General features: G+C 52.7%; 25 protein-coding genes. 9 read left to right on the top strand and 16 right to left on the bottom strand.

The features are described from left to right. Nucleotides 1-141: 141 nt before the first annotated feature. Both rarD and LVQ79_RS21475 read right to left on the bottom strand, forming a co-directional pair. On the bottom strand, nt 142-1,056 hold the full coding sequence (gene rarD, locus LVQ79_RS21470; protein WP_232866765.1) for an EamA family transporter RarD: 915 nt from the start codon (nt 1,054-1,056) through the stop codon (nt 142-144). 51 nt (nt 1,057-1,107) lie between these two features. Further along, entirely contained in the window at nt 1,108-1,578 is a 471-nt protein-coding gene (locus tag LVQ79_RS21475) for a thioesterase family protein (protein WP_064515204.1), read from the bottom strand. Between the two features lie 172 nt (nt 1,579-1,750). Here LVQ79_RS21475 and pldA point away from each other — a divergent pair, with 172 nt between their 5' ends. The 3 genes from pldA (at nt 1,751) to rhtC (ending at nt 5,266) form a co-directional block, all read left to right on the top strand. After that, on the top strand, nt 1,751-2,620 hold the full coding sequence (pldA, locus tag LVQ79_RS21480) for a phospholipase A (RefSeq protein ID WP_255669194.1): 870 nt from the start codon (nt 1,751-1,753) through the stop codon (nt 2,618-2,620). Nucleotides 2,621-2,650: 30 nt separating this feature from the next. Then, nucleotides 2,651-4,477, top strand: coding sequence for an ATP-dependent DNA helicase RecQ (gene recQ / locus LVQ79_RS21485; protein WP_232866766.1), 1,827 nt, complete (start codon nt 2,651-2,653; stop codon nt 4,475-4,477). Between the two features lie 168 nt (nt 4,478-4,645). Then, nucleotides 4,646-5,266, top strand: a complete 621-nt coding sequence (gene rhtC, locus LVQ79_RS21490) for a threonine export protein RhtC (RefSeq protein ID WP_232866769.1) — start codon at nt 4,646-4,648, stop codon at nt 5,264-5,266. Nucleotides 5,267-5,280: 14 nt separating this feature from the next. Here the strand turns inward: rhtC and rhtB are convergent, their stop codons facing one another. Then, on the bottom strand, nt 5,281-5,901 hold the full coding sequence (gene rhtB, locus LVQ79_RS21495) for a homoserine/homoserine lactone efflux protein (protein ID WP_232866773.1): 621 nt from the start codon (nt 5,899-5,901) through the stop codon (nt 5,281-5,283). 79 nt (nt 5,902-5,980) lie between these two features. On the opposite strand from rhtB, the gene pldB reads away from it, so the two are divergent. From pldB to LVQ79_RS21510, 3 genes are all read left to right on the top strand, one after another. Beyond that, nucleotides 5,981-6,973, top strand: a complete 993-nt coding sequence (gene pldB, locus LVQ79_RS21500) for a lysophospholipase L2 (protein ID WP_064561634.1) — start codon at nt 5,981-5,983, stop codon at nt 6,971-6,973. Between the two features lie 31 nt (nt 6,974-7,004). Next, the gene (yigL, locus tag LVQ79_RS21505; protein ID WP_151995935.1) at nt 7,005-7,811 is read left to right on the top strand and encodes a sugar/pyridoxal phosphate phosphatase YigL; all 807 of its coding nucleotides are present in this window, start codon (nt 7,005-7,007) and stop codon (nt 7,809-7,811) included. 112 nt (nt 7,812-7,923) lie between these two features. Further along, a complete protein-coding gene (locus LVQ79_RS21510) occupies nt 7,924-8,823 on the top strand; it encodes a carboxylate/amino acid/amine transporter (RefSeq protein WP_232866776.1) in 900 nt (299 codons plus the stop codon). On the opposite strand, the gene metR is transcribed toward LVQ79_RS21510, so the two are convergent. After that, a complete protein-coding gene (gene metR, locus LVQ79_RS21515) occupies nt 8,711-9,664 on the bottom strand; it encodes an HTH-type transcriptional regulator MetR (protein ID WP_232866779.1) in 954 nt (317 codons plus the stop codon). The two genes, LVQ79_RS21510 and metR, sit on opposite strands and share 113 nt — an antisense overlap. 121 nt (nt 9,665-9,785) lie before the next feature. On the opposite strand from metR, the gene metE reads away from it, so the two are divergent. Beyond that, the gene (metE, locus tag LVQ79_RS21520; protein ID WP_232866781.1) at nt 9,786-12,047 is read left to right on the top strand and encodes a 5-methyltetrahydropteroyltriglutamate--homocysteine S-methyltransferase; all 2,262 of its coding nucleotides are present in this window, start codon (nt 9,786-9,788) and stop codon (nt 12,045-12,047) included. A gap of 41 nt (nt 12,048-12,088) precedes the next feature. Here the strand turns inward: metE and LVQ79_RS21525 are convergent, their stop codons facing one another. The 12 genes from LVQ79_RS21525 to LVQ79_RS21580 all read right to left on the bottom strand — a co-directional run bounded on the left by LVQ79_RS21525 (nt 12,089) and on the right by LVQ79_RS21580 (nt 22,574). Next, a complete protein-coding gene (locus LVQ79_RS21525) occupies nt 12,089-12,565 on the bottom strand; it encodes a GNAT family N-acetyltransferase (RefSeq protein WP_232866784.1) in 477 nt (158 codons plus the stop codon). After that, nucleotides 12,556-12,828, bottom strand: coding sequence for a type II toxin-antitoxin system TacA family antitoxin (locus LVQ79_RS21530; protein ID WP_154155068.1), 273 nt, complete (start codon nt 12,826-12,828; stop codon nt 12,556-12,558). The genes LVQ79_RS21525 and LVQ79_RS21530 overlap by 10 nt, the downstream gene beginning before the upstream one ends. A gap of 91 nt (nt 12,829-12,919) precedes the next feature. Continuing rightward, a complete protein-coding gene (locus LVQ79_RS21535; RefSeq protein WP_232866787.1) occupies nt 12,920-13,081 on the bottom strand; it encodes a hypothetical protein in 162 nt (53 codons plus the stop codon). A gap of 148 nt (nt 13,082-13,229) precedes the next feature. After that, nucleotides 13,230-14,135 carry a LysR substrate-binding domain-containing protein gene (locus tag LVQ79_RS21540; RefSeq protein WP_232866788.1) on the bottom strand — a complete coding sequence of 302 codons (906 nt, stop codon included), beginning with the start codon at nt 14,133-14,135 and terminating at the stop codon, nt 13,230-13,232. Between the two features lie 78 nt (nt 14,136-14,213). After that, a complete protein-coding gene (locus tag LVQ79_RS21545) occupies nt 14,214-15,437 on the bottom strand; it encodes a cytosine permease (RefSeq protein ID WP_232866791.1) in 1,224 nt (407 codons plus the stop codon). Between the two features lie 25 nt (nt 15,438-15,462). After that, the gene (locus LVQ79_RS21550; RefSeq protein ID WP_232866793.1) at nt 15,463-15,855 is read right to left on the bottom strand and encodes an allophanate hydrolase-related protein; all 393 of its coding nucleotides are present in this window, start codon (nt 15,853-15,855) and stop codon (nt 15,463-15,465) included. A 54-nt stretch (nt 15,856-15,909) separates the two neighbouring features. Continuing rightward, a complete protein-coding gene (locus LVQ79_RS21555; RefSeq protein WP_232866795.1) occupies nt 15,910-16,869 on the bottom strand; it encodes a carbamate kinase in 960 nt (319 codons plus the stop codon). Continuing rightward, nucleotides 16,866-18,287 carry a YlbE family protein gene (locus LVQ79_RS21560; protein WP_232866798.1) on the bottom strand — a complete coding sequence of 474 codons (1,422 nt, stop codon included), beginning with the start codon at nt 18,285-18,287 and terminating at the stop codon, nt 16,866-16,868. The genes LVQ79_RS21555 and LVQ79_RS21560 overlap by 4 nt, the downstream gene beginning before the upstream one ends. Beyond that, nucleotides 18,284-19,843, bottom strand: coding sequence for an acyl-CoA synthetase FdrA (fdrA, locus tag LVQ79_RS21565; RefSeq protein WP_232866801.1), 1,560 nt, complete (start codon nt 19,841-19,843; stop codon nt 18,284-18,286). Before fdrA ends, LVQ79_RS21560 begins: the two co-directional genes overlap by 4 nt. Before the next feature lie 96 nt (nt 19,844-19,939). After that, nucleotides 19,940-20,815, bottom strand: coding sequence for an oxamate carbamoyltransferase subunit AllH family protein (locus tag LVQ79_RS21570; RefSeq protein ID WP_232866803.1), 876 nt, complete (start codon nt 20,813-20,815; stop codon nt 19,940-19,942). 5 nt (nt 20,816-20,820) lie between these two features. Further along, nucleotides 20,821-21,486, bottom strand: a complete 666-nt coding sequence (locus LVQ79_RS21575; protein WP_232866807.1) for a cysteine hydrolase family protein — start codon at nt 21,484-21,486, stop codon at nt 20,821-20,823. Between the two features lie 263 nt (nt 21,487-21,749). Then, nucleotides 21,750-22,574 carry a dienelactone hydrolase family protein gene (locus LVQ79_RS21580; RefSeq protein WP_151995931.1) on the bottom strand — a complete coding sequence of 275 codons (825 nt, stop codon included), beginning with the start codon at nt 22,572-22,574 and terminating at the stop codon, nt 21,750-21,752. Between the two features lie 270 nt (nt 22,575-22,844). Here LVQ79_RS21580 and udp point away from each other — a divergent pair, with 270 nt between their 5' ends. Beyond that, nucleotides 22,845-23,606, top strand: a complete 762-nt coding sequence (gene udp, locus LVQ79_RS21585; protein WP_034461657.1) for a uridine phosphorylase — start codon at nt 22,845-22,847, stop codon at nt 23,604-23,606. Nucleotides 23,607-23,741: 135 nt separating this feature from the next. Further along, nucleotides 23,742-25,175, top strand: a complete 1,434-nt coding sequence (gene rmuC / locus LVQ79_RS21590) for a DNA recombination protein RmuC (protein ID WP_232866810.1) — start codon at nt 23,742-23,744, stop codon at nt 25,173-25,175. Nucleotides 25,176-25,263: the final 88 nt, after the last annotated feature.

Here is a 25,263-nt window from a genome sequence, read left to right on the forward strand (position 1 = left end):
AGCAACGCAGCGATGCTAAAACTCCCCTCGAGGCGTGAGCGTGAATATGCAAGGGAAGTGAGAGAAAAAAGGTCGAAATATCCCTTAAAAAACAATGCCGGTCACCTTAAGTGACCGGCATTAGCCGATTGGCTCCCTTTTTTACTTCTGCGCGACCGCGCGCGCCGCTATCCGTGAGTTTCGCTGCGTATAAACCGCATCCAGAATAAATAATGCCAGCGCTGCCCAGATAAACCCAAAGGTCAGCAACTTATCTTTACCAACCACTTCACCGTAGAACGTCACCGCCAACAGGAACATTAACGTCGGGCCGATGTATTGGAAGAAGCCCAGCGTCGAGAGGCGCAAACGCGTCGCCGCTGCGGTGAAGCACAGCAATGGAATCGTGGTGACCACGCCCGCCGCAATCAGCAGTAAATTCAGCGATATCGAGTTTTGCCCCATATGGCTGGTTGAACTGTCCGCGATGCCAAACAGGTAAATCGCGGCAATTGGCAGCAGCCACAGCGTTTCAACCAGCATGCCGGTTTGCGCATCCACGGCAATTTTCTTACGCACCAGCCCGTAAAACGCGAAGCTAAATGCAAGGCCCAGAGCGATGATTGGCAGCGAGCCGAATGTCCAAAGCTGAACCAGAACACCACAAGCGGCAAGGCCAACGGCGACCCACTGCATTCTGCGGAAGCGCTCACCGAGGAAAATCATCCCCAATAGCACGTTAACCAGCGGGTTGATAAAATAACCCAGGCTTGCCTCGAGCATGTGGTTGTTATTCACCGCCCAGATGAAGAGCAGCCAGTTACCGCCGATGAGCACCGCAGAGAGTGCCATGGCGAATACCTTTTTGCGGTTCTGACAGGATCTCTTTACCTGAGGCCACTGGCGACTAAGGCTAATTAACACCACCATAAAGAAGAATGACCAAATCACGCGGTGCGTCAGGATTTCATCAGCCGGAACATAGTGGATTAATTTGAAGTAAGCAGGCGCGATGCCCCACATAAAGTACGCCGCCAGTGCTAGTAATACGCCCTGACGGGTTTGTTTCGCATCCATGAAAAGAACTCGTTGATCAATAGTGTCCTAATTGTATCAGCAATAATTACATCACCCCACCATGTAGGTAGCGGTCGCACTGGCGATATGCAATTGATCTTCGTTGTGTAATTCCACGCGTGCCACGGCCACTTTGCGGCCTGCACGTAGAAGGGTGCTGCTGGCGGTGAAACGTTGCCCGCGCCCCGGACGCAGGTAATCGACACGCAGGTCGATGGTGCCCATTTTCGACAGTCGCTGGCGCAGTTCTTCCTCGCTAATACTGTCATGGCGAGTCAATGTGCTGCCCACGCACACCAGGCCTGCCGCGACATCCAGCGATGACGCAATCACCCCGCCGTGCAAAATACTTTGCGCCCAATTTCCTACCATCATCGGCTGGTTATTAAAACAAAGCTCGGCGTAATCTTTCTCGTAACGGATAAGCTCCAGGCCCAGAGCCCGGTTAAATGGCATGTGATAGACAAAAATTTCACCGACCAGTTGTAAAGCGGCTTCCGGGGTCAAAAATGGGGTAGACATGGATCGTTCCTCGACCAAAATAAAATCACAATGTTAATTAATTGTGTATTTTATGCTTCGAAATCGTTGATTGCCACTTTAAGAACTGTAGACCGAGCGTCCAGATTAAGAACTATGTAGAATGTGTCCCTGATAATAATTTGAAACCTTTTCTTTCAGGAGAACACCATTGATGCGCAAGTATCTAGGATGGCTGATGGCGGCATGCCTGCTTCCTTCTATGGCTAACGCAGCTGAAGCGACCATAAAGCAAGTGCATGATAAACCGGCTGTGCGTGGCAGCATCATTGCGAATATGCTTCTGGAACATGACAATCCATTCACACTTTACCCGTATGAAACTAACTATCTGATCTATACGGTGACTGATGATCTGAATAAAGAGGCGATTCGCAGTTATAACTGGTCTGATAATGCCCGGAAAGACGAAGTAAAATTCCAGCTTAGCCTCGCGTTCCCTATCTGGCGCGGTATTCTGGGGCCTAACTCAGTGTTAGGTGGCTCATATACCCAAAAATCCTGGTGGCAGTTGTCCAACAGTGGAGAGTCTTCTCCTTTCCGTGAAACCAACTATGAACCGCAGCTTTTCCTCGGTTTTGCGACCGATGAATCTTTTGCCGGTTGGACATTACGCGATGTCGAGTTTGGTTATAACCACGACTCCAACGGCCGTTCAGACCCAACGTCCCGTAGCTGGAACCGTTTATACACGCGTCTGATGGCTGAGCACGGTAACTGGATGGTTGAAGTGAAGCCGTGGTATGTGATTGGCAGCACCGACGATAATCCGGATATCACCAAATACCTGGGCTACTACCAATTACGCGTGGGCTACCAGTTTGGCGATGCGATTCTGAGTATGAAAGGGCAGTACAACTGGAATACGGGTTACGGCGGTGCAGAATTAGGCTTTAGTTATCCGGTCACTAAGCACGTGCGCCTTTATACCCAGCTTTACAGCGGTTACGGCGAGTCATTAATTGATTACAACTTTAACCAGACACGCTTCGGTGTCGGCGTTATGCTTAACGATCTGTTCTAAAAATTTGGCGGTTTTAGTGGTGTGGAAAGCGTGACACAGGCGGAAGTAATTAATCAGGCAGTACTGGCCAGACAGGTTTTGCAAGATACCTTCGGCTATCAACAGTTCCGCCCGGGTCAGGAAGCCATCATCGAAACGGTGCTGGAAGGGCGCGATTGCCTGGTTGTCATGCCGACCGGCGGTGGCAAATCTCTGTGCTATCAGATTCCGGCGCTGGTATTTGGCGGGCTGACTGTCGTGGTTTCGCCGCTGATTTCCCTGATGAAAGACCAGGTTGATCAGTTGCTGGCAAACGGTGTTGCGGCAGCGTGTCTTAACTCCACTCAAAATCGCGAACAGCAACAAGAAGTGATGGCGGGCTGCCGTTCCGGGCAGATTCGCCTGTTATACATCGCGCCTGAACGGTTGATGATGGATAACTTCATCGACCAAATCAGCCAGTGGCACTTGTCGATGGTTGCGGTTGATGAGGCGCACTGTATTTCGCAGTGGGGACACGATTTCCGCCCTGAATATGCAGCGCTTGGCCAATTGCGCCAGCGCCTGCCTTCTGTGCCATTCATTGCTTTGACTGCTACGGCTGATGACACAACGCGCGCGGACATTGTTCGCCTGTTAGGTCTGCACGACCCGCTAATTCAAATCAGTAGCTTCGACCGCCCGAACATTCGCTACATGCTGATGGAGAAGTTTAAACCTCTCGATCAGCTGATGCGCTACGTGCAAGAACAGCGCGGGAAATCCGGCATTATTTACTGTGGCAGCCGCGCTAAAGTGGAAGACACAGCTGCGCGTTTGCAAAGCAAAGGTATCAGCGCCGGGGCTTATCATGCCGGGCTTGAACACCATGTGCGTGCGGAAGTGCAGGAAAAATTCCAACGTGATGACCTGCAAATCGTCGTTGCGACCGTCGCCTTCGGTATGGGCATCAATAAACCCAACGTCCGTTTTGTCGCGCACTTCGACATCCCACGCAATATCGAATCCTATTACCAGGAAACGGGCCGTGCCGGGCGTGACGGCCTGCCTGCGGAAGCGATGCTATTTTACGATCCGGCTGATATGGCGTGGTTGCGTAAATGCCTCGAGGAAAAACCAGTCGGGCAATTACAGGATATTGAGCGCCACAAACTCAATGCAATGGGCGCGTTTGCCGAAGCGCAAACCTGCCGCCGTTTGGTGTTGCTGAATTACTTTGGTGAAGGTCGCCAGCAATCTTGTGGCAACTGCGATGTTTGCCTCGATCCACCGCGCCGTTACGACGGGCTGGTGGATGCGCAAAAAGCACTGTCCTGTATTTATCGCGTCAATCAGCGCTTTGGTATGGGTTATGTCGTGGAAGTCCTGCGCGGTGCCAATAACCAGCGCATCCGCGAGTTTCAGCATGACAAACTTCCGGTCTACGGCATTGGTCGCGACCAGACGCACGAACACTGGGTGAGCGTGATTCGCCAGTTGATCCACCTCGGCGTAGTGACGCAAAACATCGCGCAGCACTCCGCGCTGCAACTCACCTCTGCGGCACGTCCATATTTACGCGGCGAAGAACCGCTAATGCTGGCGGTGCCGCGAATCGTAGCAATCAAATCGAAATCCAGCCCGAAAGTGTTTGGCGGAAACTACGATCGTAAGCTGTTCGCCAAACTGCGCAAGCTGCGTAAAGCCATTGCCGACGAGGAGAATATCCCGCCGTATGTGGTGTTTAACGACGCCACGCTTATCGAAATGGCCGAACAAATGCCGATTACGCCTGGTGAAATGCTAGGAGTTAACGGTGTAGGTACGCGTAAACTTGAACGCTTTGGGCGTGAGTTTATGGCACTTATCCGCAGTCATGTCGACGGCGAAGATGAGTAGTAGCCAATACCCTTCATTCTTCAAGCTGCAGGGGTGTTGGCTGCACTCACTTACCCCAGTCACTTACTTATGTAAGCTCCTGGGGATAAGTTCCCTGGCCGCCTACCTGCAACTCGAAGTATTTAGGGTATAGTTATTGTCCAATTAATTATCCAGCGAGCTATTCCTATGTTGACGCTTTTTTTGACCGTAGCGGTATTACACATCGTTGCGTTGGTCACTCCCGGTCCCGACTTCTTCTTCGTTTCGCAGACCGCCGTTAGCCGTTCCCGCAAAGAAGCTATGATGGGCGTGCTGGGCATTACTGGTGGCGTGATGGTCTGGTCAGGTGTGGCGCTGCTCGGCCTGAATCTGATCCTTGAAAAAATGGCGTGGCTACACAGCATTATTATGGTCGGCGGTGGTTTGTATCTGTGCTGGATGGGCTACCAGATGCTGCGTAGTGCGCTGAAAAAAGAGAAGCCTTCCGAGGAAGTACCTGCGGTAGAGCTGGCACATGGTGGACGCAGTTTCCTGAAAGGGCTGCTCACTAACTTGTCGAACCCTAAAGCCATTATTTACTTCGGCAGCGTGTTCTCGCTGTTCGTGGGCAATGATGTGGGAAGCGCCGAACGTTGGGGTTTATTTGTAATGATCGCGCTGGAAACCTTCGTGTGGTTTACGGTCGTGGCTAGCTTGTTCGCACTGCCGAAAATGCGCCGCGGTTATCAGCGCCTTGCGAAGTGGATTGATGGAACAGCCGGTGCGTTGTTTGCCGGATTCGGCATCCACCTGATCATCTCCCGCTAATCTTCCGCTGAAAATTAGGCCTGGCGCGCTCCCGCAAGGAGTGCGCCAACCAACATAAACAGCGAACCAAATACGCGGTTCAACGCTTTCATCTGCTTTGGTCCTTTAATCCAGCCTGCAATACGTGTCGCAAGCGTCGCATAGCCAATCATCACAATAATATCGACTACTACCGTGGTCACGCCGAGCACTAAATACTGTACCGCCTGTGGCTGGTGCGGTGAGATAAACTGCGGGAAAAGTGCAGCGAGAAAGACGATGCTTTTTGGGTTTGTGAGATTCACAAAAACCGCGCGCTTAAACAGACGGCTGCGTGGTTGGGTAGTCGCCAGAGTATTCAAGTCCAGCGCACCCGCGGCACGCCATTGCTGAATACCAAGCCAGACAAGATAAGCGGCACCCGCCCATTTCAAAATTTCAAAAGCCAGCAACGAGTGTGAGAACAGCGCACCAAGCCCAATCCCAACCAGCACAATATGAATCGCAAGCCCCGTTTGCAGCCCGGCAATCGACGCGGCAGCCCCCCGATAGCCGTGGCTAATGGCGGTGGTCATGGTATTAATTGCCCCGGAACCGGGTGACAGACTCAGAATTAATGTGGTTACGAGATAGGTAAACCACCACTCAACGCTCATGTGAAATTCCCTGATCGAACACTTTTATGCCACAATACGCTATTGTTGATGAGCGTGCTACGAATCACAAAAAAGCGATATGACTCAGCATAAAAATGGATGGTCAAACAGGGAAAACGCCTTTGCGGCTTTCACCACGGGTCCACTGATGGACTTCTGGCGGCAGCGCGAAGAGTGTGAATTTTCAGGCGTCGACGAAGTGCCGGTACGCTACGTACGCTTTCGCGCACAGGATCACGACAGGGTCATTGTCGTTTGCCCTGGCCGTATCGAAAGTTACGTCAAATATGCCGAACTGGCATATGACCTTTTCCATTGCGGGTTCGATATTTTAATTATCGACCACCGTGGGCAAGGGCGTTCCGGACGCATGCTTTCGGACTCACATCGTGGCCATGTGGCGAAATTTAGCGACTATGTCGACGACTTTGACCGCTTTTATCAGCACGAAGTCGCCAACGGCCCCTGGAGAAAACGCTACGCGTTAGCGCATTCCATGGGCGGCGCGATAATTACGCTGTGGCTTGAGAAAAACTCACAATGCTTTGATGCAGTTGCGCTGTGTGCGCCGATGTTTGGTATCGCCTTGCGCTGGCCTGACTGGATGGTGCGCCATATTCTTGATTGGGCGGAAGGCCATCAGCGTATTCGTGAGGGTTATGCAATCGGAACAGGCCGCTGGCGTGCATTACCATTTAGCGTTAATGTCCTGACCCATAGCCGTGAACGTTACCGCCGTAACCTGCGTTTTTATGCTGATGAGCCAGCATTGCGGTTGGGTGGACCAACGAATCACTGGGTAAGAGAAGGGATACTCGCAGGAGAACAGGTTTTAGCAGGAGCCACTGCTATCACCACGCCGATTTTTATCCTGCAGGCAGAAGAGGAGCGTGTCGTAGATAACCGTGCGCATGACCAATTCTGTGAGATTCGCGCCGCGGCGGGCCACCCTTGTGAGGGGGAAACACCTTACGTCATAAACGGTGCGTATCATGAGATCCTGTTCGAAAAGGACGATATGCGGACCGAAGCGCTGAATGCCGTCATCGCGTTTTTTGACAGGCATAATTAATCTGAATTCAACACCAGAGGTTCCAAATCCTATGTACCATGTCGTTGCGTCTGACTTAGATGGCACGTTGCTGTCCCCTGATCACACTCTCTCCTCGTATGCTAAAGAAACGCTGAAATTGCTCACCGCTGAAGGTGTTCATTTCGTCTTCGCAACGGGCCGCCACCATATCGACGTGGGGCAGATTCGCGATAACCTAGAAATCAAAGCCTACATGATCACCTCTAACGGTGCGCGTGTGCATGATACTGACGGCAACCTGGTGTTCAGCCACGATCTCGACCACGACATCGCGCAGGACTTGTTCGGTGTGGTGCATACTAATCAAGATATCGTGACCAACGTCTACCGTGGCGACCAGTGGTTTATGAACCGCCACCGCCCGGAAGAGATGAAATATTTTAAAGAAGCGGTGTTCAATTACACCCTGTTTGAACCAGGCTTGCTGGAAGCCGATGGCGTCAGCAAAGTGTTCTTCACCTGTGATTCACATGAAAAACTGCTGCCGCTTGAGCAAGCATTGCTCGCTCGCTGGGGCGACCGCGTGAATGTGAGTTTCTCGACCCTGACTTGCCTGGAAGTGATGGCGGGTGGCGTGTCGAAAGGTCACGCGCTGGAAGCGGTATCCAAAGCGATGGGCTACGGCCTGAAAGACTGCATTTCCTTTGGTGACGGCATGAATGACGCGGAAATGCTGAGCATGGCGGGTAAAGGCTGCATCATGGGCAACGCTCACCAGCGCCTGAAAGACTTGCTGCCAGAGCTTGAAGTCATCGGCACCAACGGTGATAACGCGGTTCCGCATTACCTGCGCAAGATGTTCCTCGGCAAAGACTGATTCGTAATAAACGAGTGGTGGATTAATCACCACTCGTCAACCAAATAGTTCAACTTCTGCACATTCCCTTCGCTACAATGAAGCATTAATCTCCCGTAGTAGAGACTTCATCGTGCCGTTACTGATCATCACCACTATTCTGTGGGCCTTCTCTTTTAGCCTGATTGGCGAATACCTTGCCGGGCATGTCGACAGCTACTTTTCAGTGCTGATGCGCGTCGGGCTGGCGGCGATAGTGTTCCTGCCATTCCTGCGCTTTAAAGGCTACAGCGCGAAAACTCTGTTGCTGTATATGCTGGTGGGCGCACTGCAACTCGGCGTGATGTACCTGTTTAGTTTCCAGGCGTATCTCTACCTCACCGTTTCAGAATTCCTGCTATTTACGGTAATGACGCCGCTTTACGTTACGCTGATTTATGACTTGATCAGCGGCAACAAGCTACGTTGGGGCTACGCATTGAGTGCCGGACTTGCGGTGATTGGCGCGGCGATTATTCGCTACGACAAAGTGAGCGATCACTTCTGGATTGGCCTGCTGCTGGTCCAGGTGGCAAACATCTGCTTCGCCATCGGTATGGTGGGTTACAAACGGCTGATGGAAACACGCCCGATGCCGCAACGTTGCGCATTTTCGTGGTTCTACCTCGGCGCGGCAGTCGTGGCTGTAACGGCCTGGTTTGCGCTGGGAAATCCGCAAAAACTCCCAACCACCAACCTGCAATGGGGCATTCTGGTGTGGCTTGGCGTGGTGGCTTCCGGGCTGGGCTACTTTATGTGGAACTATGGCGCCACGCAGGTGGATGCGGGCACGCTTGGTATCATGAACAACGTACATGTTCCGGCGGGGCTGCTGGTTAACCTTGCCATCTGGCAAGAACAGCCTCACTGGCCGAGTTTTATTATTGGTGGGTCGGTGATAATGGCTTCGCTATGGGTACATCGCCATTGGGTCGCTCCGCGTTCTTCACAAACGGCAGATGCTCGCAAGCGTGTGAACGCGTCGAGCGAATAAAGGCTTCCGTCACCGGTTGACGCTGCTCGCCATCGCGCACTGCGGCGTACAACCGGCTCCACAGTCCTTCGCCCAGGGTTTTGGTTACGACCAGACCCTGGCGCTCAACATTTTCCACTACCCAATGTGGCAACGCAGCAATCCCCATGCGGGCTGACACCATCTGAATCAGCAACAGCGTGTTATCGACACTTTTCAGCGATGGGCTGACGCCCGCGGGTTGCAGGAAATGGCGCCAGATATCGAGTCGTTGGCGCTGCACCGGGTAAATCAACAACGTTTCGCTGCTCAAATCTTCCGGCTCAATACGCGTTTTGCTTGCCAGCGGGTGATCCGTTGCCAGCACCAGGCGCACTTCATAATCAAACATTGGCGAATAATGCAGACCGCTGCGCGGCAGGATGTCGGACGTTAATACGATATCCAGTTCGCTTTGTTGCAGAGCAGGCTGCGGGTCGAACGTCACGCCAGATTTGAAATCCAGATCCACCTGCGGCCAGGTTTTGTGGAAGTTTTCCAGCGCGGGCGTCAGCCACTGAATGCAGCTATGGCATTCGATGGCGATGCGAAGCCGGGTCTGGTGCGGTTCATTGCAAGCCTGAAGCGCACGGCTTATCTGCGGCAAAACTTGTTCAGCCAGTTGCAATAGCACCTCGCCCTGCGGCGTAAACCGTAGTGGCTGACTTTTACGGACAAACAGGCGGAAACCCAGGCGCTGCTCCAGATCGCTGAATTGATGGGAGAGTGCCGATTGGGTTTGATGCAACGCGGCAGCAGCAGCGGCTAAAGAACCGCAATTTCGTAACGCCTGGAGCGTCCGCAGATGTTTGATCTCGATCATGAAAGTCCTTCACTTCGGCATGAGCAAATTGCGCTTGAGGAATATACAGTACCTGTTGATTATAGATGTGTAAACATCTGGACGGCTAAATGCGTCGAATAATGAATATTGAGGAAAGAACATGACGATAAAAAATCACACCCTCGGCTTCCCTCGTGTTGGCCTGCGTCGCGAACTGAAAAAAGCACAAGAAAGTTACTGGGCGGGCAACTCCACTCAGGAAGAATTACTGGCGGTAGGCCGCGAACTGCGTGCCCGTCACTGGGACCAGCAACAACAGGCTGGCGTCGAATTGCTACCGGTGGGCGATTTCGCCTGGTACGACCACGTTCTGACCACCAGCTTGCTGCTTGGCAACGTGCCGGCTCGTCATCAGAACGCGGACGGCAGCGTCGATATTGATACCTTGTTCCGTCTGGGCCGTGGCCGCGCACCAACGGGTGAGCCAGCCGCCGCAGCAGAAATGACCAAATGGTTTAACACCAACTACCACTATATGGTGCCGGAGTTTACCCGGGGCCAGCAGTTCAAACTGACCTGGACACAGCTGCTGGATGAGGTCGACGAAGCACTGGCGCTGGGCCACAACGTGAAACCTGTGTTGCTTGGGCCGGTCACTTACCTGTGGCTTGGCAAAGTGAAAGGCGAGCCGTTTGACCGCCTGAGCCTACTACAAGATATTCTGCCGGTTTACCAACAGGTGCTGGTGGAACTGGCAAAGCGTGGTATCGAGTGGGTGCAGATCGAAGAGCCGGCTATGGTGCTGGAGTTACCGCAAGAATGGCTCGATGCGTTCAAACCGGCTTACGACGCGCTGGCTGGTAACGTTAAACTGTTGCTGACCACTTACTTTGAAGGTGTGACGCCAAACCTGAACACCATTACGGCGCTGCCGGTTCAGGGTCTGCACGTCGACTTCGTCCATGGTAAAGACGATATCAACGCGCTGCATCAGCAACTGCCAGCCAACTGGCTGTTATCGGCCGGTGTGATTAATGGCCGTAACGTCTGGCGTGCTGATTTAACTGAGAAATACCAGCAATTGCAGGCTATCGTCGGCAAACGCGAATTGTGGGTCGCCTCTTCCTGTTCTCTGCTGCACAGCCCAATAGACCTGAGCGTTGAAACGCGTCTGGATGCTGAAGTGAAGAGCTGGTTTGCCTTCGCCCTGCAAAAATGTGCCGAGTTGTCTTTGCTGACCGACGCGCTGAACAGCGGTAACACAGAAAAACTGGTTGAGTGGAGTGCGCCAATTCAGGCTCGCCGCCATTCACAGCGCGTACATAATGTGGCAGTCGGAAAACGTCTTGCGACCATTACGGCTCAAGACAGCCAACGCCAGAACAACTACACCGTTCGCGCGCAGGCTCAGCGTCAGCGCTTTAACCTGCCAGCGTGGCCGACCACCACCATCGGTTCATTCCCGCAAACAACCGAAATCCGTGGCCTGCGCCTCGACTTCAAAAAGGGAAATCTTGACGCCAACAACTATCGCACCGGTATCGCAGAACATATCAAACAGGCCGTTGCTGAACAGGAGCGTTTAGGGCTGGATGTACTGGTACATGGCGAAGCCGAACGTAACGACATGGTGGAATACTTCGGTGAGCACCTCGACGGCTTCGTGTTCACCCAAAACGGCTGGGTGCAGAGTTACGGTTCACGCTGCGTGAAACCACCAGTTGTGATTGGTGACATCAGCCGCCCGGAAGCGATCACCGTGGAATGGGCGAAATACGCGCAATCCCTGACCGACAAACCCGTTAAAGGCATGCTGACTGGCCCGGTGACGATTCTTTGCTGGTCATTCCCACGCGAAGACGTAAGCCGTGAAACCATCGCCAAACAAATCGCCCTGGCACTGCGTGATGAAGTGGCAGATCTGGAAGCGGCAGGTATTGGGATCATCCAGATTGATGAACCCGCTCTGCGCGAAGGTTTACCGCTGCGCCGTTCCGACTGGCAGGCGTATCTGGAATGGGGTGTGGAAGCCTTCCGCCTGAACGCTGCCGTGGTGCGTGATGACACGCAGATCCACACGCACATGTGTTACTGCGAGTTCAACGACATCATGGACTCCATTGCCGCGCTGGATGCAGACGTGATCACCATCGAAACCTCGCGTTCCGATATGGACCTGTTGGAGTCATTTAAAGAGTTCGAATACCCGAATGAAATCGGACCGGGCGTGTATGACATCCACTCACCGAACGTACCGAGCGTGGAATGGATTGAAGCATTGCTGAAGAAAGCGGCGGAAAGCGTTGCGGCAGAGCGCTTGTGGGTCAACCCGGACTGCGGCCTGAAAACCCGTGGCTGGCCGGAGACTCGCCAGGCACTGGCGAATATGGTGAAGGCTGCGCAGAATTTGCGTAAGGCTTAAAAATAAACGCCTTCTCTCTTTCGGGAGAAGGCGTTTTGCTATCAGAGTTTCAGGAATAACGTGTCTGGAATTGAGTGCGATGCGGTAAAACCGAAGTCCTCATAGAACTTAGCTGCGTTATCCGTCAACGCACGCACAACGAGTGCACGGACGCCAAGGCTTTCAGAAATGGCCATCGCGCGCGCAAAAGCATCCTTCACTAAATCCCTGCCAATCTTCTTTTTTTGAAAAGTATAATCAACAGCCAGGCGGCCAAGGATAATGACAGGTATAGGGTCTGGCATGTTGCGACGAATACTACTGGTTGCATCGCTATGGCTGATCCCCCCGGCTGCCAGGGCATAGAATCCAATAACGCGTTTAGTCCCAGCCTGGCAGACAACAAACGTTCGGGAAGCACCGAAAGCCTGGTTCTTTAATGCTTTTAGTTTCAACCAGTCATCCAGCGTTTTCTCTCCGCAACAAAACTCAGCCAGAATATGTTCTGAATTGAGTGGTTCAGGCGGCGTTATTCCCATACTGATTTGCTACTCAGCAGCCTGGCAAGTTTTGGATTGTCGCTAACCGGTGAGTCAATGACGTCCAGAAACTCCTGATATTGCTCATCGTTGAGTGTAAACAGGCGCTGGTCAAGAAGGATATCCTCTGCTTCGCGGCAGGCAACCTCCAGCATAAAATCTGTTCGGGATTTATGAACCAACTGTGCCGCGCGATCGATAAGATCACGCTGTTCTGCTTTTGCCCGAATATTAATCGGGGCTTCCTTTGCCTGGGGTTTCATGGCCTTCTCCCAATATGGGGTGTGTATCTAATCACTACACGCACAATAACATGGTGTGTAGTGATTCGCTACACAGGATAAATCTGTTTACTTAGTGGACGACTGATACAGCCTCACCACTCGTCATCACCAGGCCTTTCGCCGTGTTCACAAAACGCGGCGCTTTTAAATCTTCGGCCAGTAGATTCACCAGTTTGAAGAGTATTCCGATGATGTGTTCTTGCTGCTCTGGTGATTCCAGTTGATTCAGCAACACAATGCTTAGCGATGCACAATATTCGCGCAGTGTTTCTGAGTCGGTAGTCAGTGCACAGCGGTAATTATCGGGCTGTGTTATTGCACGGTAAGGCTCTTAATCATGTGGTCCGGTAGCGGTGCTTGTAAAACGACTTTCAGCACACTCACCCCCTACTCAATCTCCCCGCAACTACCGGATGCTGCAAATAATCCATACACCATTGGCACACTTTCCCCATGCCGTCTGAACGTGCAGCGAGAAATAGTTTGGTGGCGTGTTTATGTTCCTGCATCGGCTTTTTCACCAGTTGCCCGTTATTGAGTAACGGCTGTGCCAGATGATGGGGGATATAGCCGATGCCGACGTTTTTCTCTATAAGCGAAATTGCCGTAGGGAAATCGGGCACAAAGAGCGGCTTTTGCCCTTCCAGTAGCCAGGCTTGCTGGGGAATGAAATTCACTGCGGTATCGCGGATGCAAATCGCGGAATACTGGCGTAGTTCGGCATTTTGCAATGGCTGCACCTGGACCGCTAATGGATGTTGCGGGCCGACAACAAAATCCCACTCCAGTTGGCCAATCGGTTCGCTGATAATCCCTTCGCTGCTGGGAACAGCATGTGGCGCACCAATCACTAAATCAGCTCGTTTACTGTAAAGCGCATCCCAACAACCGTTATATACCTCGAGATTTACTCTCAGCATAGTCGATGGGAACTGCCGCTCAAAATCCCAAATAAAGTCCACCAACACTGGTGTGGGGATAATGTTATTCACCGCTACCACCAACTCTTGTTCCACACCGTCCTGAATCAGCACGGTATTACGCTTTAGGGCTTCCAGGTCGTGAAGGATATTTTTGCTGTGCTGGATGAAGTATTCCCCGGCAGAGGTCAGCTCGATATAACGACCTTTGCGGATAAACAACTCCGCGCCAATGCTCTCTTCGGCTTTTTTAATGGTGTAGCTAATCGCAGAAGGGACTTTGTTCAACTGTTCGGCAGCGGTTGTGATGCTCTGATATTTAGCAACCAAATGGACAACACGGATAGTTTCGTCGGAGATGAACATGGCAGGATCCCTGAATGCGTTGAAGGGCCAGATCGTTCCTCGTTCCGGCCACTTGATTACACCAATTATACCCAGGAATTAGCGGCGGTTACCTATCTTGCTTAGTACTGTATAAGCGATGCAGGCCACAAGAATGGAATCAACCGAAGGAATGGTCGTCAGAGTGAACAAACCTTTCACTGTCATAAAGCCGACCGCAGCACCGAGGATCCACGCCACAAAGGTGAGCACCTTGATTTGCGGCTCGCGGGACAGCACTGATTCTTCATAGCCGTTGCGGCGATAAAGGAAGAAGTCAGCGATATAAATCCCTGCAACGGGTGGTGTGGCAATACCGAGGAACAGCAGGAATGGAATGAACCACGCCATAATGTCCATGCTGCCCACAATCGCAGACAACACGCCGAGTGCCACAGTAATCTGCCATTTCGGGAAGCGAGTCAACAGCGTTGAAACTACCAGCGTGCCCTGGAACATGTTCCCGGCATTACCCGTTACACAGGCAAAAATCAGCAGCAGAGCCGCAGGCATAACCGCACCGAACACCGCCATTGCGCCAAGCAAAGAACCCTGGCCGCTAATCGCACTTGGTGTTGCACCAGCCCAGTACAGCAGCGGATAAGCAATCAGGAAGGTGGCTCCCGCCGCAATCAGCGCGTGTTTACGGTTATGCACAAAGCTGCCGAAATCGGGCAATGTGGCGACCAACACAATAATAGTACCCACCACAGTTGATACTGCGACACCCGTATTCATGCTGATTGCAGCAGCGGGAGCGGCAACAGCAGTATGAGTCGCAATATAAAGGATATAGCAAAGCATGGCGGCGATGACGGGTACGGCGATTTGCGCGACTTTCCCCAATACCGCAAAACCAAACGCGGTAGACGCGACAAAAATCACGCAGCCCGTAGCCACCAATAGCTGTACCGGTAACTCCAGTCCATGTTGCGCCAGCAAATCGTGTACCGAATGGCCAAACATATTGGCCGTTACGGCAATCCAGCCAAACAGGCTGATCGCCATCAGGATGTTGATCGCAATTGCGCCTTTTTCACCAAAGGGATATTTCACAATCCCGTAAGTGGGTAGGCGGGCTTTTTCGCCGACGCTGATAGTGATGGCAGACAAGATGGCCAAAATCAACCCACCCAGCAGCACAACGCTAATCAGACCAGAGCTGGAAAGCTGATTTCCCAGGCTCGAAGATGACAACAGGACCGGCGTTACGGCGATCCCCAGCAAAATCATGGCAATACGTAATCCTGATGCCGTGTTGAGACTCTCTTGGGTCTTACGCATATCTTGTTCCCTCTGAATTGCGCTGTTAAGCAGTATGGAAATGGCCGGTGTATTTACGCCAGCTTCCGAGTTCGGTAATTTCGCGCTGGCCTTCAGTCAGCCAGTTTTCAGCTAACACACCCAGCACGATGCTGCCGTCTTGCAGTTTGACTTTGCCGATAGACAACCCCGCAGGTTCGCTTTCCAGCAATGCCGCGAAGCTCGCCAATGGCAGCTCCCAGATTTCGAGCTCAACGCTGGTACCGTCGTGCTCCACGCGGATCATGCCTGGATGGTCATCGTTAATACTCCAGATGCGGTAGTGCGCGTCGGTGCGATCTTCACGGACAAAAGTACCTCCCGCTTTCTGCATATTGGGGTTAAGTTTCAGCCCGCGCATCAGGGTGCCGTTAACGGCGAGTAAAGTGGTTGCTGTCATGATAATTCTCCAGAAATTGCTAATGGGGAGGATGTCCTCCCCAGATAAATTTGATTAAGGTGCGATCCACGTGCCGCTTTGGTGATTCAGTGCGGCCTTAATTGCTTGTGGACTAGTGATAAGGCCGCTTGCGGCATTCCCCGCCTGGACGCTTGCTTTCACAAAACCAAGAATCGCTTCAACTTTTGGCTGCATGCTGCCAACGCCAAACTGACCTTCGTCGAGCAGTTTCTGTGCCTGCGCGATGGTCAGCGTGTCCAGCCATTGTTGTTGCGGCGTGCCGAAGTTAATCGCCACTTTCTCCACGCCCGTTGGGATGAGCAGCAGATCGGCACCGAGTTGCTGAGCTAGCAGGGCAGAAGCCAGATCCTTGTCGATCACCGCTTCAACGCCGCTCAGTTGCTGCTTCTCGTCGCGAATCACAGGAATACCACCGCCGCCGCAGGCGATGACGATGTAACCCTGTTTAACCAACTGCGCGATAGTGTCGCGTTCAATAATTTCGAGGGGAGCCGGTGACGGCACGGTACGACGCCAGCCGCGGCCAGCATCTTCCATCATCGTCCAGCCGAGTTCCTGCTGGCGCTGAATAGCGGTTTGCTCGTCCATAAACGCACCGATCGGTTTGTTTGGGTTAGCAAAAGCACTGTCGTTTTGATTGACCAGTGTTTGGGTAACGAGAGCCACAACAGGCTTAGAAATGCCGCGGCGAGCCAGTTCGTTGTGCAGTGCTTTCTGGAACATGTAGCCAATCGCGCCCTGGGTGTCGCCGACGGCGTAATCCAGTGGCACCGGAGCTACTTCAGGGCTCGCCAGCTCAGAGCGGCGCAGAATAAAGCCAACCTGCGGGCCGTTACCGTGAGTGAGCACCAGATCCCATCCGGCTTCGACCATATCGGTGATGTGTTTAACGCTTTCCATTACCGCTTCGTATTGGTCTGGAATGCTGTTGTGGCGATCGTCCTGGATCAGCGCATTGCCGCCTACGGCGACTATTGCTAAAGGTTTGCTCATGTGTTCTCTCCCTGGGAAACGACCTTGGCTAGTGCCTGAATGGCATCAACAAAGCAGGACATCGGTGCGGTGGTGATCCCGGCACCTATCTGACCGACCCCCGCTTGCTTATGGGCGATACCGGTATTGATAACCGGCAGAATGCCGCGGTCAGCCACTTTACGTGCGTCGATACCCGCCGCCGTTGGCGCGAAATTCAGTGCAGGCAAGGTGAATGCCGGGTTTGAGCCAAGGGTGATGAACTGCATGCGGCGGCTGTTGTTAGTGGCATCGGCTGGTGTGCCGCCGACAAATTTCACGATGGCCGGGGAAGAAGCCATCGCAAAGCCGCCAACACCTGCGGTTTCGGTAATAGCGCTGTCGCCCAAATCCGCTGCTGCGTCATCAACACCGTAGCCCGGGAAGAACAAGCCTTCGACTGGGTTTGCCGGAGCCTGATACCACTGGTCACCAGTGCCGGACAAGCGAATGCCGAAGTTTACGCCGTTACGCGCCATTACGGTCACCATCGAGCTGAAAGGCACATTGGCTGCGGCATCCATCATCGCTTTGCAGGCGGCCATAGAAAGGTTAAGGAAGAAGTGGTCGTTGCCAGTGATAAATTCCACAACCCGTTGCAGGGTTTCCAGCGGCATGTTGCTGGCCAACAGCGCAGGGACCAGGCGCTTGATCAGCAGGCCCGTTGCAGCGGCATTACGGTTATGAACTTCGTCACCCATGTGCAGCGCTTGTGCCATCAGCGGTTTTAATTCCAGTTCGCCGATGTGGCGCACGGCCACTTTCAGTGCCGGAGCCAGTTCGTTGCGCATCCAGTGCAGACGTTGTAGAACTTCGTCGTTATTCGCGCCAAAGCGCAACACTTTGCCAAGACCTTCATTGAAGTTACAGAAAGCCAGCTTGCCGTTGGTTTTGTTTTCAATCACCCACAGCGGCATGGATGGGCTAATAATCCCCGCCATTGGGCCGACGGCGTTGTAATGATGGCAAGGTTCAAGGTCAACTTTTCCGCTTTTTGCCAGCAGTTCGGCTTCTTCGTGGCTGGTGGCCCAACCTTCAAACAGAATGGCACCCACAATCGCCCCTTTTACCGGGCCGCACATATTTTCCCAGCTGATTGGCGGGCCGGAATGCAGGATAAGTTTGCGTTCTGCCATTGCCGGAATCGCTTCGTCAGCCATCATCACGTCAACCAATACTGGCTGTGCGTTCAGGTAATGCTCCATTGCGACTTGGTTTGCGTGCTCAACCAGCGGGTGGCGCAGCAAATCCGCCAGATCTAAACCCGCTTCGATATTACCTAGCGCAGGTGGCTGCCAGCTCAGCGCAATGGCATCGCCGCCGACTTTTTGAATGTTGTTGGCGAAGCCCGCAAGCCCCGCATTCACCACTTTTAGTGGCTGATTAAATAAGGTATTCATGCGGTTACTCCGTTTTTCTTAGCCTGAGTCTGCGCCACGATGCTCGCCCAAATGGCTGCCTGCGCGTTGCAATCGGCGACAATCACTCCTGCGTTGCGCAGGGATTCAATCTGTCGGCTGCGCTGTTGCGGGTCTGCTTGTGTGCCGCAGACGTGAGCGACCAACAGCGGGGCGTTGGCTTTGTCGATTTTGGCGAGCAGTTCCAGCAATTCAGCGGCAGGTTCTTCGGCTGCGCCATAGCCCAGCACCAGGTCAAACAGCACGATGGCGGTTTGTGGATCGCTCAGTTCAACCAGCAGGCGCTGGTTGCGCAGCGTCGGGTCGATCATCGGGTGCGGTTTGCCACGGGTGAAATCGTCATCACCCATGTCGATCAGGGTGTGGCCGTCACTTTTCCAGATATCAGTCAGTTTGCGGTTGCCATAAACTGGCGTGTTAGAGGAGGCTGTAAAGCCATGTTGTTGGCACAAAAGCTGTGCTTCATAACAGAAAGTGCCGCCCGCAAAGACGCCACGAATCAACTGACGGCTGGCAGGTAGCGCCTGTGCTGCAGTTTGCAGCATGGTTATTTGGGCCGCGTCTGGCTGTAAAGCGTGCTGAATCAGCGGAGTGTTATTCAGCAGCGCGACAGCAAGGTCGGCGGCGCTGGCAAGGGTTGTCGCTGCGGTGACATTTGGGCGGGTAATCTCTGCAGGAATTGCTCCGAGGAAGTTCACTACCACGGGTTTGCCTGCCGCCTGTGCCTGCTCGAGAATACGTTCGGCAACCGCTTTTGAAGGGGGCTTAGAAATTAAAACGATGACTTTTGTGGCTTCATCTTCTGCCAGCGCTTGCAGGCCGAACAGCATGGAAATGCCGCCAATTTCTTCACTTAAATCATGACCGCCGGTGCCGAGTGCCTGAGAAATCCCCGCGCCAAGCTGGTCGATACGGCAGGTAACTTCCTGCACGCCGGTACCGGATGCGCCGACCACACCAATCGCTCCGCGATTAACGACGTTGGCAAAACCCAGCGGAATACCGTTAATAACGGCTGTGCCACAGTCTGGCCCCATGACAATCAGGTTACGTTCGCGGGCGTGCACTTTAATCGCTTTTTCCTGCACGACGCTGACGTTATCGCTGAACATCATTACGTTCATACCCAAATTCAGGGCTTTCATCGCTTCGCCAGCGGCGTAATCGCCAGGCACGGAAATCAGTGCCAGATTTGCAGCAGGCTCTTTTTCCAGCGCCATCTCCATGCTCACCAGATCCGGCGTGCGCACACCGTCGTTGCTACTATCTTCGGGTTTACTGTTCAGGCGTTGATGAGCCAGTTCCAGCGCTTCCTCGCAAGCATCTTCAGCACCCATCACCGCGATAATCAGGTCGTTCGGCCCGGCGCTGATGTTGTCCCCAAGTCCTGCGTCGTGCAGTTGCTCGAGGTTAGTTGCCGTTCCCATCACCACGGATGCCTGTTGAATGCCTGGCAATTTGCTGATTTGAGCGGATATCTGCATCAGAGAAACGGAATCCTGATAGAGATTTTTGAAAACTTTATATTCTGATTTCATCGGTTTATGCCTGTTTCTTACTGCCCAATAGTGAAATTTTGGCAAAGCTGTCCCTTGCAGAGTTTTTGTGGCTCTGCATGGGGGGATTGGGTGATGTCAGAGGGTTGCTTTTAAGCTACGCAACCCGTGCAGCATTCCGGCGAGGCAATCGACACCCGAAGACGCGCCAAATTGCATGACCTGTTCTGCGGCGCGGATAACCATCGTGGTTGGCGCTTGCGAGGTGAGTTGTTCCTGCATCGCGCAGATGGGCTGGGAAAAGTGGCCTTCCAGCGCCCGGCACAGATAATGGCGGCTGATGTCCGTGGTACGCGGCAGATGTTGTTCAATTAACAGTTGCAGCCGCGTCTGGTGTGCTTGCAACTCAGGGGTGAGTTGCCACGGGCTGAGTGCCGCCAGATAACCCAACAGGTAATCATCGCCGTCCGGAGTTAAACCTTTGCCGTAACCGATGAGCTTCACCACCTGGTTTTCGAGCTGTTCTGGCAGTTCATATGGTGCCAGCCGGTGCTTGCTTTCGTCTTTGCTCATTGGGCTTGATGCCCAGAGCAAATCGCTTTCCACCTGGTGTTCCAGGCAGTAAAGCAGCAATTGTGAGGCCAGCGTTTCGTAGTGTTGCAAAGCCTCTGGCAGCGCATTCAGGCTCAATGATGAACCGTTAAGCCTGGGTTGCCAGACGACTGCTTTGCTTAAATCCACCTGCCAGCGCGGAGCTTGCCATTGCCTGGCGATCAATTGAACCGCTTCGCCGCGCATTGCCTGCTGCCGCCAGTCCCAGCCTGCGGGTAATGTCACTCGCACTGCATCGGGCAAATTCTGGTAAATATCTGCCGCTAAAAGAGTAAAAAGATGGCCATCGTCAGCGATCAGGTTGATTGCGTGTGCAAAACAGCTGTGAATATGCGCACTCTTAGGTAGCCGGGTGGCGGCCAGATAACCAATGGACTGCGCTGCAAGCGTGACGATAGCCATGCTGATTAGCCTTTCAGGCCTTTAATCACGGAGTTTGCATCGCTGACCCAGCCGAAAATTGCGCCCTGGGCTTTGATCATCTCCAGTGCGTATTTCTGGAATTCCGGGAAGTAAGAACCTACGCAGTCTTCTGGAATAATGCACTCGTAGCCACGGTCATTTGCTTCGCGTACGGTGGTGTTGACGCAAACTTCAGTGGTGACGCCGCAGACGATCAAGGTTTTAACGCCGCTATTTTGCAGAATGAGGTGCAAATCAGTTTGGTAGAACGCCCCTTTGCCTGGCTTATCAATAATTGGCTCGCCAGCAACTGGGTAGAGTTCAGGGATGATGTCGTGGCCCGCTTCACCACGCACCAGAGTACGGCCCATCGGACCTGGTTCGCCGATAAAGGTTTTGCCGCCACGAGTCAGTTTAGCTGGAGGGCAATCGGTCAGATCCGGGCGATGGCCTTCACGGGTGTGAATCACCAGCATATTTTTCTGGCGAGCGACCTCGAGCACGCGTTTGCACGGCTCGATTGCGCTGCGAACCAGCGAAACATCATTACCCAGCGCTTCGCCAAAACCACCGGCTTCTACGAAATCACGCTGCATATCAATCATCACCAGCGCGGTCGTTTTTGGATCAAAGGGCAGAGCAAAAGGTTGAGCTTCAAAAGCATGAGTCATCTTAAAATCTCCAGTTCACCAGGTGAGTAATTACATTGTCTGTAGACGAGTATTCAGAAGATATGCTGCTTAAAACAGCGAAATAGTTTCCGTAGCTGCAACGAATAATTTGTATCAACGAAATGGATTAACAAGTGCTGGAGAGGAAGTGTGAGAGGGTTCAAATTGTGGGAGAATGCTGCAAAAAAATTGATGTAAAAACCCGCCAGACACTAAAAAATTGTCGCGATAATGTGAGCCTGACGGGCTTTGAGTTAAATGGGTTACCTGCTTGCACTAAATCGTTCAAACCACGCCAGCATCCGCACCCAGCCATCCTTTGCCGATTCAGCATGATAGCTCGGGCGGTAGTCCGCATTAAAAGCATGGCCCGCTTCCGGGTAGACGATAATTTCTGCGTTGGCATTAGCGGCACGCAACGCATGGCGCATTGTTTCGACAGTATCCTGTGGAATCCCCGTGTCCTGCCCGCCATAAAGCCCAAGCACGGGCGCATTCAAATTGACTGCGATGTCGGCTGGGTGATGCGGGGAGTTTAATGTCTTCTCGCCAACTAATTTGCCATACCAGGCCACAGCTGCTTTCAACTGTGGATTGTGTGCGGCATACAGCCACGTTATACGGCCACCCCAACAAAACCCTGTCATCATCAAACGATGTGCATCACCACCGTTTCTTGCCGCCCAATTGGCGACGTGATCAAGATCCGCGAGCACCTGTGCATCGGGTACTTTTGAAACCAGCCCGCTGAACAGGGTAGGGATATCGGCATAATCATTGGGATCACCCTGGCGGAAATAGAGCTCTGGCGCGATAGCCAGATACCCTTCCAGCGCCAGGCGACGGCAGACATCGCGAATATGCTCATGCACGCCGAAAATTTCCTGCACTACAATCACGATGGGTAAAGGGCCTGCGGCATCTTTTGGCCTGGCGTGATAAGCAGGCATGTTTTCGCCCTGCGTAGGAATTGAGGTTTCCCCTGCATGAATAGCATCATCTGGGGTATGCAATGCGGTTGACGCAAGAGGGCAGGCCGCTGGCGCAAAATGCCCGCCCGGTGATTTACCTGTATGTTCTTCTTTCATTGGCATTCTCCTTACCAGAATTAGCGCAGTGCGATAACTATAGCTTTTCCCCGTTATTCTTCGAGTTGCTGGTGGATTGTTTAGTCGCACTCATCTCAATATCAGAACTATGAGCGCCACCCCTTTAAATGTGATTTTCATCACTATTGCAGTTGAAAATAATGTAACTTGTTTGATTCAAAGTGAAATGCGTCACGAAATTATTTGTGAGGGTTCTGTACAGTACCCCCATAGCAATGTAAGCCAACCTATTCAACGCAGGAGTTTGTTATGTCCAAGTCTGATGTTTTTCACCTCGGCCTCACTAAAAGCGATCTGCAAGGGGCAACACTTGCCATCGTCCCGGGCGATCCTGAGCGAGTTGAAAAAATCGCTGTGCTGATGGACAAGCCGGTCAAATTGGCTGCCCACCGTGAATTTACTACCTGGCGTGCTGAGTTAGACGGCAAGCCAGTAATCGTCTGTTCCACCGGTATCGGTGGTCCATCAACCTCTATCGCGGTGGAAGAACTGGCGCAGTTGGGTATTCGTACTTTCCTGCGTATCGGGACTACCGGTGCAATTCAGCCGCATATCAATGTTGGTGATGTTCTGGTGACAACTGCTTCTGTGCGCCTTGACGGTGCCAGCTTGCACTTTGCTCCAATGGAATACCCGGCGGTTGCCGATTTTGCGTGTACTACCGCACTGGTTGAAGCGGCGAAATCTATTGGCGCGACCACACACATTGGTGTGACTGCATCTTCTGATACCTTCTACCCAGGCCAGGAGCGTTACGACACCTTCTCAGGCCGCGTAGTGAACCGCTACAAAGGTTCCATGGAAGAGTGGCAGCAGATGGGCGTGATGAACTACGAGATGGAATCCGCAACACTGCTGACCATGTGTGCAAGCCAGGGTCTGCGTGCAGGTATGGTTGCAGGTGTGATTGTGAACCGTACTCAGCAAGAAATTCCTAACGCTGAAACGATGAAGAAAACCGAAAGCCATGCGGTTAAAATCGTTGTAGAAGCAGCTCGTCGCCTGATCTAGTCCCCCAAAGCCGGTGCAAGCCGGCTTAATTTTTACGCTTTGCGTAACGTCTCGCAGTAAACTCCTTTTCATCTGGACATTTATACAGCACAATTTTATTTTGCTGGTGCCTGGTATGACTTTGTGGGAGTGACTGTGGATATTTCTATTTTATTCGGGCTCGGTATTGCGCTGGTTGGAGTTCTGACTGGCTGGTTGCTGGCAAGTTTGCGGGCGGCCGGGCGGCAATCCGCATTGCATGAAGAACAACGAGAAATCTACGGCGAACTGACTGCGGCACGGCAGGAGTTGCAGCAAAACCAGCACTGGAAAGAAGAATGTGAACAACTCAACCGCGAGTTGCGCACTCAGCTTGAAATTAACAGTGCGCAGGAAGCCGATATCCGCGAACTTTCCACACTTCTGGAACAAACCCGTCTAAATGCTGATGACAAACATCGGCAGATGCTCAACAGCGAGCAGCGCCTCAGCGAACAATTTGAAAACCTCGCCAACCGGATTTTTGAACACAGTGGCCGTAAAGTTGAAGAGCAAAACCGCCAAAGTTTGAATGGATTGCTCTCGCCACTGCGCGAACAACTGGATGGTTTCCGCCGCCAGGTTCAGGAAAGTTTTGGCCAGGACGCTCGCGAACGCCACACGCTAACCCACGAAATTCGTAACCTTCAGCAGCTTAATGCTCAGATGGCACAAGAGGCACTGAACCTCACCAAAGCCCTGAAAGGGGACAATAAAACCCAGGGAAACTGGGGTGAGGTTGTACTAACACGTGTGCTGGAAGCCTCCGGCTTACGCGAAGGGTATGAATACGAAACCCAGGTAAACATTCAGCTAGAAAATAACAGCCGCATGCAGCCGGATGTCATCGTGCGTTTGCCGCAGGGCAAAGATGTGGTTATCGACGCCAAAATGACGCTGGTGGCCTATGAGCGTTACTACAACGGTGACGACGACGTAACTCGTGAAATCGCCCTCAACGAGCATATTGCAGCGGTGCGTAACCACATTCGCATGCTGGGCCGTAAGGACTATCAGCAGTTGCCTGGGCTGCGGTCGCTGGATTATGTACTGATGTTTATCCCGGTCGAGCCAGCATTTTTACTGGCGATTGACCGCCAGCCGGAACTTATCAGTGAAGCACTCAAGAATAACATCATGCTGGTTAGCCCGACCACGCTGCTTGTGGCGTTAAGAACGGTTGCCAATTTGTGGCGTTATGAGCATCAAAGCCGGAATGCGCAACAAATTGCCGAACGCGCAGGCCGCCTGTATGACAAAATGCGCCTCTTTGTTGATGATATGTCGGCGATTGGTCAAAGCCTGGATAAAGCGCAGGATAACTATCGACAGGCGATGAAAAAACTCTCTACCGGGCGCGGAAATATTCTGCTCCAGGCTGATGCGTTTCGTGGTCTGGGTGTTGAGGTTAAACGTGAGATTAATCCAGATTTAGTCGAGCAGGCCAGACTTGAAGACGGCGATAACACCGAGCGCCATGAGCATGAAAACGACGAAGAAAAGAACACGGACAACAGTTTAGAGAACCGACGAATTGTCGGTGAGCGTTGAGCTTCGGTTAAACCCTGCAGCTTGAAGCATAGGGCTTTAGGCCCCATTCTGTTACACTTCACAAACATTTTTTGGACAAGCAGGCATT

Source organism: Buttiauxella cochleicola (assembly GCF_021282405.1).
GTDB lineage: Bacteria > Pseudomonadota > Gammaproteobacteria > Enterobacterales > Enterobacteriaceae > Buttiauxella > Buttiauxella massiliensis.